Here is a 16,869-nt window from a genome sequence, read left to right on the forward strand (position 1 = left end):
GCGGCGGGGGTGTATTTCATTTGATGCGCTCGATGTCGGCGCCAATGCCGCGCAGCTTGGCTTCCATCTGGTCGTAGCCGCGGTCCAGGTGGTAGATGCGGTCGACGATGGTTTCGCCCTCGGCCACCAGACCGGCGATCACCAGACTGGCGGAAGCGCGCAGGTCGGTCGCCATCACCGTGGCGCCAGACAGCCGATCGATGCCTTCGATCACCGCCACCTTGCCATCGGTCTGGATGTGAGCCCCCAGGCGAACCAGCTCGTTGACGTGCATGAACCGGTTTTCAAAAATGGTTTCCGTGACCGTGCTGGTGCCCTGGGCAATGCAGTTGAGCGCCATGAACTGGGCCTGCATGTCGGTCGGGAAGCCCGGGTATTCGGTGGTGCGGAAGCTCTGCGCCTTGAGCCGCCCGGAAGCCCGCACGCGGATGAAGTCGCCGTCGCTGTCCCGGCCCCCTTCGATGAAGGCGCCCGCCTCGCGCAGCTTCTCGATCACCGCATCCAGGTGATCGGCGCGGCCGTGGCGCAGCAACACGTCACCCCCCGTGGCGGCCACCGCGCACAAAAAGGTTCCCGCTTCGATGCGGTCGGCCACCACCTGGTGGTTGCAGCCATGCAGGCGCTCCACACCCTGGATGCGGATGCGGCTGGTGCCATGGCCCTCGATCTGCGCGCCCATGGCGATCAGCAGCTCGGCCAGATCACCGATCTCCGGCTCCTGGGCGGCGTTTTCCAGCACGGTCTCGCCCTCGGCCAGCGTGGCGGCCATGAGGAAGTTCTCGGTTCCGGTCACCGTCACCATGTCGGTGGTGATGCGGGCACCACGCAGCCGGCTGCGGCCGGCGCCCAGCTTGGCCACCATGTAGCCGTGTTCCACCTCGATGTCGGCCCCCATGGCCTGCATGCCCTTGATGTGCTGGTCCACCGGTCGCGAACCGATGGCGCAGCCACCGGGTAAGGACACGCGGGCATGGCCGAAACGCGCCAGCAGGGGCCCGAGCACCAGCACCGACGCGCGCATGGTCTTGACCAGCTCGTAGGGCGCCTCCGGCTGGATGGGATCGGCGGCTTGCAGGGTCATGCCACCGCGCTCGCCGTGGGTCTCGGTCCGAACACCCATGTTGTCCAGCAGGTGGCGCATGGTGGCCACATCGCGCAGGCGCGGCACGTTGAACAGGGTCACCGGGTCGGCCGTCAGCAGGGTGGCGCAAAGCTCGGGCAGGGCGGCATTCTTGGCGCCGGAGATGTTCACTTCGCCGTGCAGCGCACGGCCACCGGTGATTCGCAGTTTGTCCATGGAACAGTTGTCTTTCAGTTGTCAACGACGGTCAGCGCCGCCGAAAGCGCACGGGACGCACGCGCCAAGGTCATCAAGCACCAGCTCTGCCGGGCCGCAGATGACGCCGGCGCAGAGGGGGTCATTTTCCAGCCCACTCGGCGGGCGTGTAGGTTTTCATCGACAGCGCATGCACTTCATCGCTCTGGATGCGCGCACCCAGGGTGGCGTACACGCGCTTGTGGCGCGCAATGGCCCGCATGCCCTCGAACTCGGGCGACACGATGACGGCGGCCCAGTGGCGGCCGTCCCCCGTGACTTCGATGTGTTCACAGGGCAGACCTGCGGCGATGAGTTGTTGCAGTTGGTCAGCGGTCATGTCGGTGTCGGGGCAAAAGGACTTCGGAAAGCAACGGGACGGGGCATGCGACGATGCGAAGCGGGCAAGCACCGTGGTTGGTCTTCATCTCAATGCCGGATTTTGTAGCCAATGCGCAGCAGGTGCAGCGCCACCGCACTGACCACGGCCAGCGCCCCCACCACCAAGGCCAGACTCAGCCAGGGCGAGACGTCGCTGACCCCAAAAAAACCGTACCGGAATCCGTCGATCATGTAGAAGAACGGGTTGAGATGGCTCACGCGCTGCCAGAAGTCGGGCAGGGAATGGATGGAGTAGAACACGCCCGACAGAAAGGTCATGGGCATGATGATGAAGTTCTGGAACGCGGCCATCTGGTCGAATTTTTCGGCCCACAGCCCAGCGATCAGGCCCAGCGCCCCCAGCAGGGCTGCCCCCAGCAAGGCAAAGGCCAGGATCCACAGCGGCGCCACGAAAGGCGGCTGGGCAAACCACCAGGTCACCAGCATCACCCCAATCCCCACAGCCAGCCCACGCACCACGGAGGAACCCACATAGGCCACGAACCACGCGCGGTGCGACAGGGGCGTGAGCAACAGGAACACCAGGTTGCCCATGATCTTGCTCTGGATCAGCGACGAAGAGCTGTTGGCGAACGCGTTCTGCAGCACGCTCATCATGACCAGGCCCGGCAGCAGAAACGCCGTATAGCTCACCGTCTCGTAGACCTGCACACGGCCTTCGAGCACATGACCGAAGATCATCATGTACAGAATGGCCGTGATGACCGGCGCCGCCACCGTCTGGAAACCCACCTTCCAGAAGCGCAGGATTTCTTTGTAGAACAGGGTCTGCCATCCGGTCATGCCAGGGCTCCCTGCGCATGGGCGGCGTTTTCCATGACATCGATGAACACGTCCTCGAGATCGGCCTTGCGAATCTCGATGTCCTGCGCCAGCACGCCCGACTCGCGCGCCCGCGCCAGGATGCGCTCGACCTCCAGGGCATCGTGCGCCGGCAGCTGCACCACACGCCCGGTGACGCGGGCCACGGCGGCCAGATCGTCGGGCAGCACCTGGTCGGTCTTGAAGCGCAGCACGTTGGACGAGGCCCGGTGCAACAACTCCGAGGTGGACTCCAGCGCCACCACCTGCCCCTGCCGGAGCATGGCGATGCGACCACACAGCGCCTCCGCTTCTTCCAGGTAGTGCGTGGTCAACAACACGGTGCAGCCCTGGCGCTTGTTGAGATCGGAGACAAACTGCCACAAGGTCTGGCGCAGCTCCACATCGACACCGGCGGTGGGCTCGTCGAGCACGATCACCGGAGGCTTGTGCACCAGCGCCTGCGCCACCAGCACGCGGCGTTTCATGCCACCCGAGAGCTGGCGCATATTGGCGCCGGCCTTGTCGGCCAGACCCAGACCTTCGAGCAATTCGTCGATCCAGGCTTCGTTGTGGCGCACGCCGAAATAGCCCGACTGGAATCTCAGCGCCTCGCGCACGTTGAAGAACGGGTCGAACACCAACTCCTGAGGCACCACGCCCAGTTGGCGGCGGGCGGCCTGGTAGTCGGTCTGGACGTTTTTTCCGTGCACCAGCACACGACCGGCACTGGCGCGGGTGAGACCCGCCAGCACACTGATCAGGGTCGTTTTCCCTGCGCCGTTCGGTCCGAGCAGACCGAAAAACTCGCCCGGTTCGATGTCGAACGACACCCCTTTGAGCGCGTGCAATTCACCGTGCGCCGATAGATAGACTTTGGAAACGTTCTGAAAGGAAACTGCGGGCATTGCGGCTACGGGATCGCTGGGATCACCGACCGCGCGCAGGACATCTGATGACGGCGGGTGAACAGGCTATTTTAAGCGCCGCCCTGCCCGCCACCGCGATGGGGGGACATGTCCGAACGCCAACCGGGCCGCCGCAAACGGCTGGGATCGACCTCTTCAGGCCTGCAACAGCTCGGCCACACCGTAGAGCGCCACCAGATCACGCAGCCTCTGCGGCCAGTGCCGGACCTGCAGCGTCTTGCCTTGCGCCAAGAGGCTGCGCCGCAGCTCCAGCAACACCGCGACGGCCGAGGAGTCGAAGTCCTGCAACGTGCTCGCATCGACCAAGGCGGTGGTGCCGGGTTGCGAGGCCGTCTCGCGTTCGAGCTGCCCCAGTGCCACCACCGCATCATCCAGGGTCAGACGCTGCGGCAAACTGGCCACCGGTGCAGAACTGCTGTCGTTCATCGTGTCAGCCCGCCTTGGTTCCAGCCTTGTTGCGCTGCACCAGCGTGGCGATCAGGCCGTCGATGCCCTTGGCGTTGATTTCCTGTGCGAACTGGGTCCGGTAAGTTTCCACCAACCACACACCGAGCACGTTGAGGTCGTAAATCTTCCAGCCGTCGGCGGTCTTTTCAAGGCGGTAGTCCAACTGGATGGGCTCGCCCCGACCACGCACTTCCGAACGCACCACCACCTCCGTGTCCTCGGGCTTGGCGCGCAGCGGACGGAAACTCAGCGTCTGGTCCTTGACCTCGCCCAGGGCACCGGAATAGGTGCGCACGAGCAAGGTCTTGAACTCGTCCTGCAGCTGCTTTTGCTGCTCGGGCGTGGCCTGCCGCCAGTGGCGACCCACGGCGGAGGCGGTCATGCGCGAGAAGTTCACGCTGGGCATGATCTTGCTGTCGACCAGGGCGACGATGCGGTTGACATCACCGCCCTGAATCGCCGGATCGGCCTTCACAGCGGCCATCACGTCACCGGAAATGCGTTTGACCAGGGCGTCGGGCGCCTCGTCGGCGGCAAAGGCCATGGGGCTGGCAACCAGCGCCACGGCGGCAAGCAGATGGGAAAGGCATTCGCGTCGTTGCATCATTTGGGTTTCCTTTCGGTACGGGCTTGCACACCGATGTGCAGCGACCCGCTGGAACAGGACTCTACGGTACCGGTTCCCCGCGCATGTGTCCTGTGTGTAATTGTTTCGTGTCGAAATGCTGTCAGTCGGGCTTTTCGCCCCCGGAACCATTCTTCAGACCAATGCCCTTGTCGATCAGATCCTCGACCTGGCTCTCGCGCCGTTGCAGGTAGATGTCCCGCGTGAAGCTGTATTTGTCCAGCGCGGCACCGTCCAGCATGGTGCTGGCTCGCAGCAGATTGGCCCGGGTCTCGATCGCACGCAATCCATACAGCGTGTTACGCAATGGCACGTCGGAAATGCCCATTACCAGATCGCCGCGGGACTCGATGCTGAACCCGGCCGCGTCCCGCAGCGAAGACGGCCCGAACAGCGGCAGCACCAGATAAGGGCCGGAGGGAACACCCCAACGCCCCAAGGTCTGGCCAAAGTCGAGCCGCGTGCGTTCGATACCCATCTCGGAAGCGATGTCGAGCACACCGGCCAGACCAAAGAAGGTGTTCACATTGAAGCGCAGGAAGTTCTCCGAAGCCTCGCGCGGGCGCAACTGCAGCGCCGCGTTGACGAACGACCAAGCGTCGCGCAGGTTCTCGAAGAAGTTGCTCACCCCGGTACGCACCAGATCGGGGGTCACGTCGCGGTAAACCGTGGCCACCGGCTTGAGCACCGCACCATCAACCGCGTCGTTGAACTCTGTCACCTTGCGGTTGAAGGGCTCCCAGGGATCACGCGGATTGCCACCTTCCCGGGTGGCGCAGCCCGCCAGGACCAGCAGCAGCATGGCAACGGCCACGCAACGCGTGCGGCGGTTCAGACGATCGTTGAATGTGTTGTTCATGTTCCTGCTCCCGTGCATGGGCATGGCCGCCATCACCATGTGCTGCGAGCAGCGGCACGGTCACGCGCAGCTGACCCGCTCACTGTTCCTTCTTTTCGCCGCCGTCGGCCGCCTTGTCGAACAGAAACTGGCCGATCAGGTTTTCAAGCACCACGGCCGACTGGGTCTGCGTGATCACGTCGCCCGCCGCCAGGTTCTTGGTGTCGCCGCCCGGCTCGATGCCGATGTACTGGTCGCCCAGCAGGCCTGCCGTGAGGATCTTGGCCGAGGAGTCCTTGGGGAACACCACGCTCTGTTTGATCTCCAGCGTGGCCACGCCCTGGTAGGTCTGGGTATCGAGCACGACGCTCGTCACCCGGCCGACGTTCACGCCCGCCGAGCGCACCGGAGCGCGCGCCTTCAGGCCACCGATGTTGTCGAAACGTGCCTGCACCACGTAGGTTTCCCCACCGTTGGAAAAACTGGCCAGGTTGGCCGCTTTCAAGGCCAGGAAAAGCAGGCCCAGCGCGCCAAGCACGACAAACAGGCCAACAAAAATTTCAGTGCTTCTTTTGTTCATACGTAAGCTGCTCAATGATCAGGGGGTCGAGAACATCAGGGCGGTGAGGATGAAGTCCATCGCCAGCACACCCAGGGAGGCGGTCACCACGGTCCGGGTGGTGGCGTAGGCCACACCTTCGGGCGTGGCCTCGGTTTCATAGCCCTGGTACAGCGCCACCGCCGTGCAGATGACGCCGAAGACCGCGCTTTTGACCACACCGTTGCCCACGTCGCGCCAGACGTCAACGCCGTTTTGCTGGATCGACCAGAAATTGCCAGCGTCAATGCCGATCAAACCGACCGCGACGACCCAGGCGCCCAGGATACCGATGGCGGAAAACAACGCGGCCAGCAAAGGCATCGCGATGACGCCAGCGATGAACCGCGGTGCCAGCACCCGCTTGCGCGGATCGATGGCCATCAGTTCCATGGCGGCGATCTGCTCGCCGGCCTTCATGAGACCGATTTCCGCGGTGAGCGAGGTGCCAGCCCGGCCGGCGAACAGCAGCGCCGTGACCACAGGCCCGAGTTCGCGCACCAGCGACAGGTTGACCACCAGCCCCAGAGACTCCGCCGCACCGAAATTGGTGAGCGTGTTGTAGAGCTGCAGCGCCAGCACGAAGCCCACCGCCAGACCCGAGGCCAGGATGATGACCAGCGAACGGTTGCCAATGGCATGGATCTGTGTCACCACCAGACCAAAGCGGGCCAGTCCGGCCGGCACCGCCCTGATCAGCTCGATGAAAAACACGGTGCCATGGCCCCAGGCCGCGAACACGTCCAGGGCTCGACGGCCCAGCAGTTGCAGCGCGTTCAGCATGAAGCCTCCAGGCCGAAATCCACCGCTACCGGTGGCGCCGGGTAATGGAACTTGACCGGACCGTCTGGCTCCCCGCGCACGAACTGCCGCACCTCGGGTTCGGCGCTGGCCATCAGTTCGGCGGGTGTGCCCTGGGCCACGATGCGCCCGCCCGTGGCCATGAGCACCACCCAGTCGCTGATGGCCATGCACTGGGGCACGTCGTGCGAAATGAGCAGCGTGGTCGTGCCGGTGACGTCGGTCAGGGTGCGGATCAGCTTGGCCGTCACGCCCATGGACACCAGGTCGAGCCCGGCGAAGGGCTCGTCGTACATGATGAGTTCGGGGTCCAGCGCGATGGCACGGGCCAGCGCGATGCGCCGCGCCATGCCGCCCGACACCTCGCTGATGCGCAGGCCCGCCGCACCCCGAAGGCCCACGGCATGGAGCTTCATCAGCACGATGTCGCGAATCAGTGCCTCGGGCAGATCGGTCATTTCACGCAGCGGAAACGCCACGTTGTCAAACACGGAAAGGTCGGTGAACAAGGCCCCGAACTGGAACAGCATGCCCAGGCGACGGCGCAAACGGAACAACTGGGTCTTGTTCCCCGCGTCCACGACTTCACCGTCAAACACCACGCGCCCGCTGTTGGGGGCGTGCACGCCGCCGATCAGACGCAGCAAGGTGGTCTTGCCACAGCCGGAGCCCCCCAGCACCGCCGTGACCTTGCCACGTGCGAATTGCAATGAGACGTCGTTCAGTATGGTTCGGCGACTGTCGTAACCGAACGTCACATGATCAATTTCGATGAAGGGGGATTCGCTCATGGGACCCAAGAAAAATGAGGGCGCATTGTCGCACGCCAACCCATCTCCCCCTTATCCCACGGCAATACACCAAGATTGCTCAACGTGGTAGATCGGAAAACCCCATGAGGAATTCGTCGACCGAGCGCGCGGCTTGCCGGCCTTCGCGGATCGCCCACACCACCAGGCTCTGCCCACGGCGCATGTCACCAGCGGCAAACACCTTGGGCACGTTGGTGGCGTAGCCACCGTCAAAGTCGGTCGTGGCCTTGGCGTTGCCGCGCGCGTCCTTGTCCACGCCAAAGGCTTCGAGCACGGTGGCCACCGGGTTGACGAAACCCATGGCCAGCAGCACCAGGTCGGCCTTGTATTCCTTCTCGGTGCCAGGAATCTCGACCAGCTTGCCGTCTTTCATTTCGACGTGCACGGTGGTCAGGCCGGTGACCTTGCCCTTTTCGCCCTTGAAGGCCTTGGTGGAGATGGCGAACTCTCGGGTGCAACCCTCTTCGTGGCTGGAACTGGTGCGCAGCTTGAGCGGCCAGTAGGGCCACACCAGGGGTTTGTTTTCCTGCTCGGGCGGCTGGGGCATCACCTCGAACTGGGTCACGCTGGCGGCGCCGTGGCGGTTGCTGGTGCCGACGCAGTCGGAGCCGGTATCGCCACCGCCGATCACGATCACGTGTTTGCCGTCGGCACGCAGCTGGCCCTTGAGCTTGTCGCCCGCGTTGACCTTGTTCTGCTGCGGCAGGAACTCCATGGCGAAGTGGATGCCGTCGAGATCACGGCCGGGCACCGGCAGATCGCGGCTCTGCTCGGAGCCCCCGGTGAGCAGCACAGCGTCGAAGTCCTTTTGCAGCTGTTCGGCCGAGACGGTTTCCTTGGCCCAGTTGGTCACTTTGCTGTCCCTGGGCAGCGCACCGACCAGCACGCCGGTGCGGAACACCACGCCTTCGGCCTTCATCTGCTCGACGCGGCGGTCGATGTGGCTCTTCTCCATCTTGAAGTCGGGGATGCCGTAGCGCAGCAGGCCACCGACGCGGTCGTTTTTCTCGAACAGGGTCACGTCGTGACCGGCGCGCGCCAGCTGCTGGGCGGCGGCCATGCCGGCCGGGCCGGACCCCACCACGGCGACCTTCTTGCCGGTCTTGATCTTGGCCGGCTGCGGCTGCACCCAGCCTTCGGCCCAGGCGCGGTCGATGATGGCGTGTTCAATCGACTTGATGCCCACCGCGTCGTCGTTCACGTTGAGCGTGCAGGCGGCCTCGCACGGGGCGGGGCAGATGCGGCCGGTGAACTCGGGGAAGTTGTTGGTGCTGTGCAGCACGGTGATCGCATTCTTCCAGTCGCCCTGGTACACCAGATCGTTGAAGTCCGGAATGATGTTGTTGACCGGGCAGCCGCTGTTGCAGAACGGTGTGCCGCAGTCCATGCAGCGCGCGGCCTGCACCTTGGACTGGCCCTCATCGAGGCCGACCACGAATTCCTTGTAGTGCTTCAGACGCTCGGGAACGGGCTTGTAGCCCTCTTCCAGACGCTCGTATTCCATGAAGCCGGTGACTTTTCCCATGATGTTGGTCCTTCGTATCCGTGTGTCTGGGCTTACTTGGCAGCGGCCGTGGCCAGCTTCGCCGTGCCCTGGGCCTTGGTGGTGACGGCAGCGGCCGTCTTGCGGGCGTTGATCTCACCCAGCGCGCGCTTGTATTCGTTCGGGAACACCTTCACGAACTTGCCGCGCGACTCGGCCCAGGTGTCCAGCAGTTCGCGCGCGCGCTTGCTGCCGGTCCAGCGGTTGTGCTCCTCAAGCAGCTTCTTCAGTTGCGCTTCGTCACCCAGCCCACGGTGCCAGATGGCCTTGTCCATCGTGGCCTCCTGCTCCGCCGAGCTCAGCACCTTTTCCAGGCTGACCATGGCGGTGTTGCAGCGCTTGGCGAACTGGCCATCCTCGTCGTACACGTAGGCGACGCCGCCGCTCATGCCCGCGGCGAAGTTGCGGCCGGTCTTGCCCAGCACCACCACAGTGCCGCCGGTCATGTATTCACAACCGTGGTCGCCCGTGCCTTCCACCACCGCGGTGGCGCCGGAGAGGCGCACCGCGAAGCGCTCGCCGGCCACGCCGCTGAAGAAGGCTTCGCCAGTGGTGGCGCCATACATCACGGTGTTGCCCACGATGATGTTGCGCGCCGCTTCGCCGCGGAAGTCGATGCTGGGGCGCACCACCACGCGGCCACCCGAGAGGCCTTTGCCGGTGTAGTCGTTGGCGTCACCGATCAGGTACAGCGTGATGCCGCGCGTGAGGAAGGCGCCGAAAGACTGGCCGCCCGTGCCTTCGAGCTGAATGCGGATGGTATCGTCCGGCAGGCCCTCGGGGTGCACCTGGGTCACCGCGCCCGAGAGCATGGCCCCCACGGAGCGGTTCACGTTGCGCGCCACCTCGATGAACTGCACGCGCTCGCCCTTGTCGATGGCGGGGCGCGACTTCGCGATCAGGATGTTGTCGAGCGACTTCTCCAGGCCATGTTCCTGGTTTTGCGTGTGCAGACGCGGCACGTCGGCCGGAGCCGCCGGCATGGCCAGCAGGCGGCCGAAGTCCAGGCCCTTGGCCTTCCAGTGCTCGATGCCCTGCTTCATGTCGAGCAGGTCGGCGCGACCGATCAGCTCGTCGAATTTGCGGATGCCCAGCTGCGCCATGATCTGGCGCGCTTCTTCGGCGATGAAGAAGAAGTAGTTGACGACGTGCTCGGGCTTGCCGGTGAATTTCTTGCGCAACTCCGGATCTTGCGTGGCCACGCCCACCGGGCAGGTGTTGAGGTGGCACTTGCGCATCATGATGCAGCCCTCGACCACCAGCGGAGCGGTGGCGAAACCGAACTCGTCGGCGCCCAGCAGGCCGCCGATGACCACGTCGCGACCGGTCTTCATCTGGCCGTCGGCCTGCACGCGGATGCGGCTGCGCAGGCGGTTGAGCACCAGGGTCTGCTGCGTTTCGGCCAGGCCGATTTCCCAAGGCGAGCCGGCGTGTTTGATGGACGACCAGGGCGAGGCGCCCGTGCCGCCGTCGTGGCCGGCGATCACCACGTGGTCGGCCTTGCACTTGGCCACGCCCGCGGCGATGGTGCCGACGCCGATTTCCGACACCAGCTTGACGCTGATGGAGCTGTGCGGCGCCACGTTCTTCAGGTCGTGGATCAGCTGCGCCAGGTCCTCGATCGAGTAGATGTCGTGGTGCGGCGGCGGGCTGATCAGGCCCACGCCGGGCACGCTGTGGCGCAGTTTGCCGATGTAGTCCGACACCTTGCCGCCGGGCAGTTGGCCGCCTTCGCCGGGCTTGGCGCCCTGCGCCATCTTGATCTGGATCTGATCGGCACTGTTCAGGTACTCGGCGGTCACACCGAAACGACCCGAGGCCACCTGCTTGATGCGCGAACGCATCGAGTCGCCCTCTTGCAACACGTAGTCCACCTCGAAGGTGTCCTTGCCCAGCAGATCGGACATGGTCTGACCCTGCTTGATCGGGATGCCCTTGAGTTCGTTGCGGTAGCGCAGCGCGTCTTCGCCGCCTTCGCCGGTGTTGCTCTTGCCGCCGATGCGGTTCATGGCCACGGCCAGCGTGGCGTGCGCCTCGGTGGAAATCGAGCCCAGCGACATGGCGCCGGTGGCGAAGCGCTTGACGATTTCCTGGGCGGGCTCGACTTCGTCGATGGAGATGGCCTTGGACGGATCGATCCTGAACTCGAACAGACCGCGCAGCGTCATGTGGCGACGGTTCTGGTCGTTGATGATCTGGGCGTATTCCTTGTACGTGTTCCAGTTGTTGGAACGCGTGCTGTGCTGCAGCTTGGCAATGGCATCGGGCGTCCACATGTGCTCTTCACCCCGCGTGCGCCAGGCGTATTCGCCGCCGGTGTCCAGCATGGTGGCCAGCACCGGGTTGTCGCCAAAGGCGGCCTTGTGCATGCGCAGGGCTTCTTCGGCGATTTCGAACACGCCGATACCCTGCACCCGGCTGGCGGTGCCGGTGAAGTACTTGTCCACCGTTTCGCTGTTCAGGCCAATGGCTTCGAACAGCTGGGCACCGCAGTAGGACATGTAGGTGGACACGCCCATTTTGGACATGATCTTGGACAGCCCTTTGCCGATCGCCTTCACATAGTTGTAGATCGCCTTGTCGGCACTCAGGTCGCCCGGCAGGTCTTTGCTGATGGCCGCCAGGGTTTCCATGGCCAGGTAGGGGTGCACGGCTTCGGCACCGTAGCCCGCCAGCACGCCGAAGTGATGCACCTCGCGCGCCGTGCCGGTTTCCACCACCAGGCCGGCCGAGGTGCGCAGGCCCTCGCGCACCAGGTGCTGGTGGATGGCGGACAGCGCCAGCAGCGCGGGGATGGCCACCTGGGTGGCACTGATGGCGCGGTCGCTCACAATCAGGATGTTCTTGCCGCCCTTGATCGCGTCAACCGCTTCGGCGCACAGCGAGGCCAGCTTGGCCTCGACCCCGGCACGTCCCCAGAACACCGGATAGGTGATGTCCAGCGTATGGCTGCGGAACTTGCCTTGCGTCACGACATGGATGTCGCGCAACTTGGCCATGTCGGCGAAGTCCAGCACGGGCTGGCTCACCTCCAGGCGCATGGGCGGGTTGACATGGTTGATGTCCAGCAGGTTGGGCTTGGGGCCGATGAAGGACACCAGCGACATCACGATGGCTTCGCGGATCGGGTCGATCGGCGGGTTCGTCACCTGGGCGAACAGCTGCTTGAAGTAGTTGTAGAGCGGCTTGTCCTTGTCGGACAGCACGGCCAGCGGGCTGTCGTTGCCCATGGAGCCGATGCCCTCTTCGCCATTGGTGGCCATGGGGCTCATCAGGAACTTGATGTCTTCCTGGGTGTAGCCAAAGGCCTGCTGACGGTCCAGCAGTTCGGGCGTCACGGATTCCATGCCTGCGGTCTGCGGCTCGGTCGCGTCGATGCGCTGCTCTTGCGCCGCCTCACCCGCCACGGGGTTGTCCACATCGTCCAGGCGGATGCGCAGGTTGTCGATCCACTGCTTGTAGGGCTTGTTGTTGGCGAGGTTGGCCTTGAGCTCCTCATCGTCGATCATGCGGCCCTGTTCCAGGTCGATCAGGAACATCTTGCCGGGCTGCAGGCGCCACTTGCGCACGATCTTGTTCTCCGGCACCGGCAGCACGCCGGACTCGGAACCCATGATCACGAAGTCGTCGTCGGTGATGCAGTAGCGCGAGGGGCGCAGGCCGTTGCGGTCCAGCGTGGCGCCGATCTGGCGGCCGTCGGTGAACACGATGGAGGCCGGGCCGTCCCAAGGCTCCATCATCGCGGCGTGGTATTCGTAAAAGGCCTTGCGGCGCTCGTCCATGGTGGTGTGCTGTTCCCACGGCTCGGGGATCATCATCATCACGGCCTGCGCCAGCGGGTAACCCGCCATGGTGAGCAGTTCCAGGCAGTTGTCGAAGGTGGCGGTGTCCGACTGGTTCGCGAAGCTGATCGGATACAGCTTCTGCAAGTCGGCCCCCAGCACCGGCGAAGACATCACGCCTTCGCGCGCCTTCATCCAGTTGTAGTTGCCCTTGACGGTGTTGATTTCACCGTTGTGCGCCACATAGCGGTACGGATGGGCCAACGGCCACTCGGGGAAGGTGTTGGTGGAGAAGCGCTGGTGCACCAGACCCAGGGCCGAGACGCAGCGTGGATCCTGCAGGTCTTTGTAATAGGTGCCCACCTGATCGGCCAGCAGCAGGCCCTTGTAGATCACGGTGCGGCTGCTCATGCTCACCACGTAATACTCTTTGCTGTGCTTGAGCTTGAGCGACTGGATGTGAGCGCTGGCTGTCTTGCGAATCACGTACAGCTTGCGCTCCAGCGCGTCCTGCACGATCACGTCGTTGCCGCGACCGATGAACACCTGGCGCAGGATGGGCTCCTTTTCGCGCACGGTCGGCGACATCGGCATGTCCTTGTTCACCGGCACGTCGCGCCAGCCCAGCAGGACCTGGCCTTCGTTGGCGATGGCACGCTCCATCTCCTGCTCGCAGGCCAGCCGCGATGCGTGCTCCTTGGGCATGAAGATCATGCCGACGCCGTATTCGCCCGGGGCCGGCAGGGTCACGCCCTGGGCGGCCATTTCTTCGCGGTACAGGGCATCGGGCAACTGGATCAGGATGCCGGCACCGTCGCCCATGAGCTTGTCCGCCCCCACCGCGCCCCGATGGTCCAGGTTTTCCAGGATCTTCAGACCCTGTTGCACGATGGCGTGGCTTTTTTCGCCCTTGATGTGGGCCACAAAGCCGACACCGCAGGCGTCGTGTTCGTGGGCCGGGTCGTACAGACCCTGTTGCTGGAGTTGCTGCTGCTCGGCTGCCGTGGTCATGGCGCTTCCTTCTCGGTTCAAGGGCGTGACAAAAATGCGTGGGATGCGAAGCATAGTGCATTGCAACAACGATGCCAAGCATTTTAATTGGGGTCAGATTCCAATAATGCCACCATGGCAATGGTGTCGAAATAATTGGGGACATATCAATATCATGTAAAAAAAGCCTGAGCTGACAGGATTTACGCCTCTCTCATTCGCCTGGCGATGGCTTCGATGTCGGTCGCCCGGGTTTCGCCTTGCTGACCCGTCGATCGGTCTGTTTTTGCAGTTCTTGCACAAACGCCGGCTCCCCGAGCGCCCAACCGTGCAAGGCCGCACCGGTGATGGCTTCCTGCTGCTGCGTCGTCAAACCCGAGCGCACCATGTCCGCGTACGCCGCCTCCCGGGCAAACGGCGTGTTACCCAGGCTCCAATACAAAGGATGCGGCGTGATGCGGCGGTCGTGCGCCTGGCCGATGTAGTGGCGGTGGCTGGACCAGGCGTAGGCGGCGGGCTCAGCCACCATGCCCGCCCGCACCGGATTCAGGTCCAGATAGGCCATGCAGGCCAGCAGGTAGCGCTCGGTCTGCACCAGGGTGGACTTGTACCGGCCTTCCCACAGCGTGCCGGTGCGCCCATGCTGGGCATTGAAATAGCGCACGTAGCGCCGTCCGATCGCCTGCATCATCAATGGCACACCATCCGGCGTCTCGGGCGTGAGCAGCAGGTGGAAGTGGTTGTCCATCAGCACCCAGGCGTGAAGCGCCACTTGGTGCTTGCGGGCGTTTTCCCAGATCAGTTCCAGCAACATGTGCCGGTCCGCATCGTTCAACACGATGGGCTGGCGGTTGTTGCCTCGCTGGATGACGTGGTGCGGGTAACCCGGCAGGGTCAGGCGAGGAAGACGGGCCATGTCGAACGAAGCCAGCAGTGAATCTGACCCCGATTATGGAACCCCCGTCCCTCGGTTCGTCACAGGAACAGGCTGGGTTCCCCAACGATGAGCTTGGCCAGCTCGTCCAACACCGCTGTGGTCCATTGATCGGCGGCGTAGCGGGTGGTCACGATCTCCAGCCCGTTGACGCAGGCCAACCGAATGTCGAGCACCGCGTTGTCGTGGTCCGCCGTGATCAACACGCTGGCCCGAGAGGCCAGCTCGTGTTCAAACACGATGAGCTGTATCCGGTGGGTGTCCGGGTGGCGCTGTTCCCGCCGCTCATGGGGCACGTGACCCGCGCGCAGGCGGCGCTCGACCCGCTCCAGGTCGGGTGGGAAGTTCACCGCCACACTGCCTTTGGCCGCACCACCTTCGCGCGGTTCCAGGCGCCAGCCCAGGGCAAGGTAGTCAAACACCTCTTTGTCGCGCAGGAGCTTCTTGCGGGCGTCGAAGCGAAAGTCGGTCTGCTTCATGGCCGGCCAGGGTGTCTTGCCGTCCAGGCTCAGCCGTGCCGCGGCCGGCTCGATCACATTGAGTTGGCGCGGCAGCTCCGTGAAGTAATGCCAGGTGGTTTTGCAGGCGGCCTCGGTGGCGGCAACGTTGGCCTCCAGATGCTGGAGGTCTACCTCCTGCTGCGACTGCAGCGACTTCGCCTGTTGTTTGAGCTGGTTGAGAAAGCTCATGCGTGATTCCCTGTGAGCGTGAGAGCCGGTCCTTGCGTTGAACGGCACGGGTGAGGACTGGCGGATTGCGGGAAAGTTTAGCCGCTCGAACGCCCACGCGGGCTACAGAGCCACCGCTGAGGGACGCCGCTCCCAGGCGCGCTGCAGCTGGTGCGCCAGCACGACGCCCAGCAATGAACAAGCCCCGGTGGCCACCCAGGTCCATTGCCACCCGCCGGCCCGCACCGCCAGCCAGGCCACCACCGGAGGCCCCACAAACTGCCCCAATGAAGAAAACTGCTGCATCCAGCCCACGGTGGTGGACACCGTGTCTTTGCCGGGCGCCAGCACCACCGCCAGCCAAAAAAGGGTACCGGGAATCAGGCCACCCAACCCGGAAAACAGCAAGACGGCCAGGTATTGCCAGACCGGATGGCCCACCGCGGCGAATGCCACGACAGCGCCCAGCGCCATGGCGAGGTACCCGAGCGACAACACCGTGCCGGGCCGGGTACCGTGCGACATCCAGCGGCCGGCTCCGATGTTGCCCAGCATGTTGATGCCGGCCGCCAGTGCCGTGAGCAACCCCACCGTGTTGCCGCTGTAGCCCGCCTGACCGTAGATGGTGGGCAGAAACCCCACCACCGCCAGCCATTGCCCAGAGTAGAGAAAAAACGCCAGGGCCACCAGCCAGGGGCCTGGCGCGCCCAACGTCCGTCGCAACCTGGGCCACCAGGCCGCGGGCCTGCGGGTTTGTGCTGCATCGCCGCTGCTGGCGGCGACAACCCCGTCGGCGGGCACCCGCAGTGCCAGCAACGCTGCCGCCATCAGCGTGAGCACCGCCAGTCCCAGCCAGACCCAGCGCCACCCCACCACCGACAACAGCGGCGCACCCAGCAACAGCGCCAGCGCCGTACCCAGCGGCATGTAGGCGCCCCACCAACCGAGCGCGCGCGACAGCGTCTGGTGGCGGTGCACGTGTAGGCGCAGCAGGCCGGGCGCTGGCAACACCGCCAGCAAGAAACCCAGCCCCTCCAGGACCCGCGTGGCCAGCAGCACCGACACGTTCGGCGCCCATGCTCCCAGGGCGCTGCCCAGAGCAAGCAGCAGCAAGCCGGCGAGCATCAACCGCCGGGGCCCCAGGCGATCAGCGCTCAGCCCGACGATCAACCCAAGCGTCATGCCCGCCAACTGCACCAGTGACAGCAGAAATCCCGCCTGCACCAGACTCAGCCCCAGCGAGTCGCGCAACACGGGAATGGCCACCGGCAGCTTGCCCACGTGCAGTGCGCAACACACTCCCACGCCCACCACCACAGCCGCCAAGGGCCCGGACGCGCGCGACGGCGGCGTGTCGGCGGTGGGGGCCACAAGCATCAAGTGT

15 protein-coding genes are annotated in these 16,869 nt (G+C 64.6%); all 15 read right to left on the reverse strand.

Going from position 1 to position 16,869, the window contains the following annotated elements; translation table 11 throughout:
- Positions 1-16: 16 nt before the first annotated feature.
- Entirely contained in the window at positions 17-1,297 is a 1,281-nt protein-coding gene (murA, locus tag AC07YZ_RS16015; RefSeq protein WP_494795434.1) for a UDP-N-acetylglucosamine 1-carboxyvinyltransferase, read from the reverse strand.
- 121 nt (positions 1,298-1,418) lie between these two features.
- Positions 1,419-1,655, reverse strand: coding sequence for a BolA family protein (locus AC07YZ_RS16020; protein WP_068174411.1), 237 nt, complete (start codon positions 1,653-1,655; stop codon positions 1,419-1,421).
- An 89-nt stretch (positions 1,656-1,744) separates the two neighbouring features.
- The gene (locus AC07YZ_RS16025; RefSeq protein ID WP_226491806.1) at positions 1,745-2,500 is read right to left on the reverse strand and encodes an ABC transporter permease; all 756 of its coding nucleotides are present in this window, start codon (positions 2,498-2,500) and stop codon (positions 1,745-1,747) included.
- Entirely contained in the window at positions 2,497-3,426 is a 930-nt protein-coding gene (locus AC07YZ_RS16030; RefSeq protein WP_494795435.1) for an ABC transporter ATP-binding protein, read from the reverse strand. The genes AC07YZ_RS16025 and AC07YZ_RS16030 overlap by 4 nt, the downstream gene beginning before the upstream one ends.
- 156 nt (positions 3,427-3,582) lie before the next feature.
- Positions 3,583-3,873, reverse strand: coding sequence for an STAS domain-containing protein (locus tag AC07YZ_RS16035; RefSeq protein WP_226491804.1), 291 nt, complete (start codon positions 3,871-3,873; stop codon positions 3,583-3,585).
- Positions 3,874-3,877: 4 nt separating this feature from the next.
- Positions 3,878-4,501: an MlaC/ttg2D family ABC transporter substrate-binding protein gene (locus AC07YZ_RS16040; protein WP_226491803.1), complete on the reverse strand. Its 624-nt coding sequence runs from the start codon at positions 4,499-4,501 to the stop codon at positions 3,878-3,880.
- 121 nt (positions 4,502-4,622) lie between these two features.
- Positions 4,623-5,321, reverse strand: coding sequence for an MlaA family lipoprotein (locus AC07YZ_RS16045; RefSeq protein ID WP_494795619.1), 699 nt, complete (start codon positions 5,319-5,321; stop codon positions 4,623-4,625).
- Positions 5,322-5,457: 136 nt separating this feature from the next.
- Positions 5,458-5,937 (reverse strand): outer membrane lipid asymmetry maintenance protein MlaD, encoded by a 480-nt coding sequence (gene mlaD, locus AC07YZ_RS16050; protein WP_226491801.1) that lies wholly within the window; start codon positions 5,935-5,937, stop codon positions 5,458-5,460.
- A gap of 18 nt (positions 5,938-5,955) precedes the next feature.
- On the reverse strand, positions 5,956-6,738 hold the full coding sequence (gene mlaE, locus AC07YZ_RS16055; RefSeq protein ID WP_226491800.1) for a lipid asymmetry maintenance ABC transporter permease subunit MlaE: 783 nt from the start codon (positions 6,736-6,738) through the stop codon (positions 5,956-5,958).
- Complete coding sequence (locus AC07YZ_RS16060) at positions 6,732-7,547, reverse strand: ABC transporter ATP-binding protein (RefSeq protein WP_226491799.1); 816 nt, start codon at positions 7,545-7,547, stop codon at positions 6,732-6,734. The genes mlaE and AC07YZ_RS16060 overlap by 7 nt, the downstream gene beginning before the upstream one ends.
- Before the next feature lie 79 nt (positions 7,548-7,626).
- A complete protein-coding gene (locus AC07YZ_RS16065; protein ID WP_494795436.1) occupies positions 7,627-9,093 on the reverse strand; it encodes a glutamate synthase subunit beta in 1,467 nt (488 codons plus the stop codon).
- Positions 9,094-9,125: 32 nt separating this feature from the next.
- Positions 9,126-13,904, reverse strand: coding sequence for a glutamate synthase-related protein (locus tag AC07YZ_RS16070; protein ID WP_494795437.1), 4,779 nt, complete (start codon positions 13,902-13,904; stop codon positions 9,126-9,128).
- A 193-nt stretch (positions 13,905-14,097) separates the two neighbouring features.
- Entirely contained in the window at positions 14,098-14,799 is a 702-nt protein-coding gene (locus tag AC07YZ_RS16075; RefSeq protein WP_494795438.1) for a transposase, read from the reverse strand.
- A 59-nt stretch (positions 14,800-14,858) separates the two neighbouring features.
- The gene (locus tag AC07YZ_RS16080) at positions 14,859-15,506 is read right to left on the reverse strand and encodes a hypothetical protein (protein WP_226491795.1); all 648 of its coding nucleotides are present in this window, start codon (positions 15,504-15,506) and stop codon (positions 14,859-14,861) included.
- A gap of 102 nt (positions 15,507-15,608) precedes the next feature.
- A complete protein-coding gene (locus AC07YZ_RS16085; protein ID WP_494795439.1) occupies positions 15,609-16,862 on the reverse strand; it encodes an MFS transporter in 1,254 nt (417 codons plus the stop codon).
- Between the last annotated feature and the right edge of the window lie 7 nt (positions 16,863-16,869).

This window comes from Hydrogenophaga sp. GW101-3F08 (assembly GCF_059424585.1).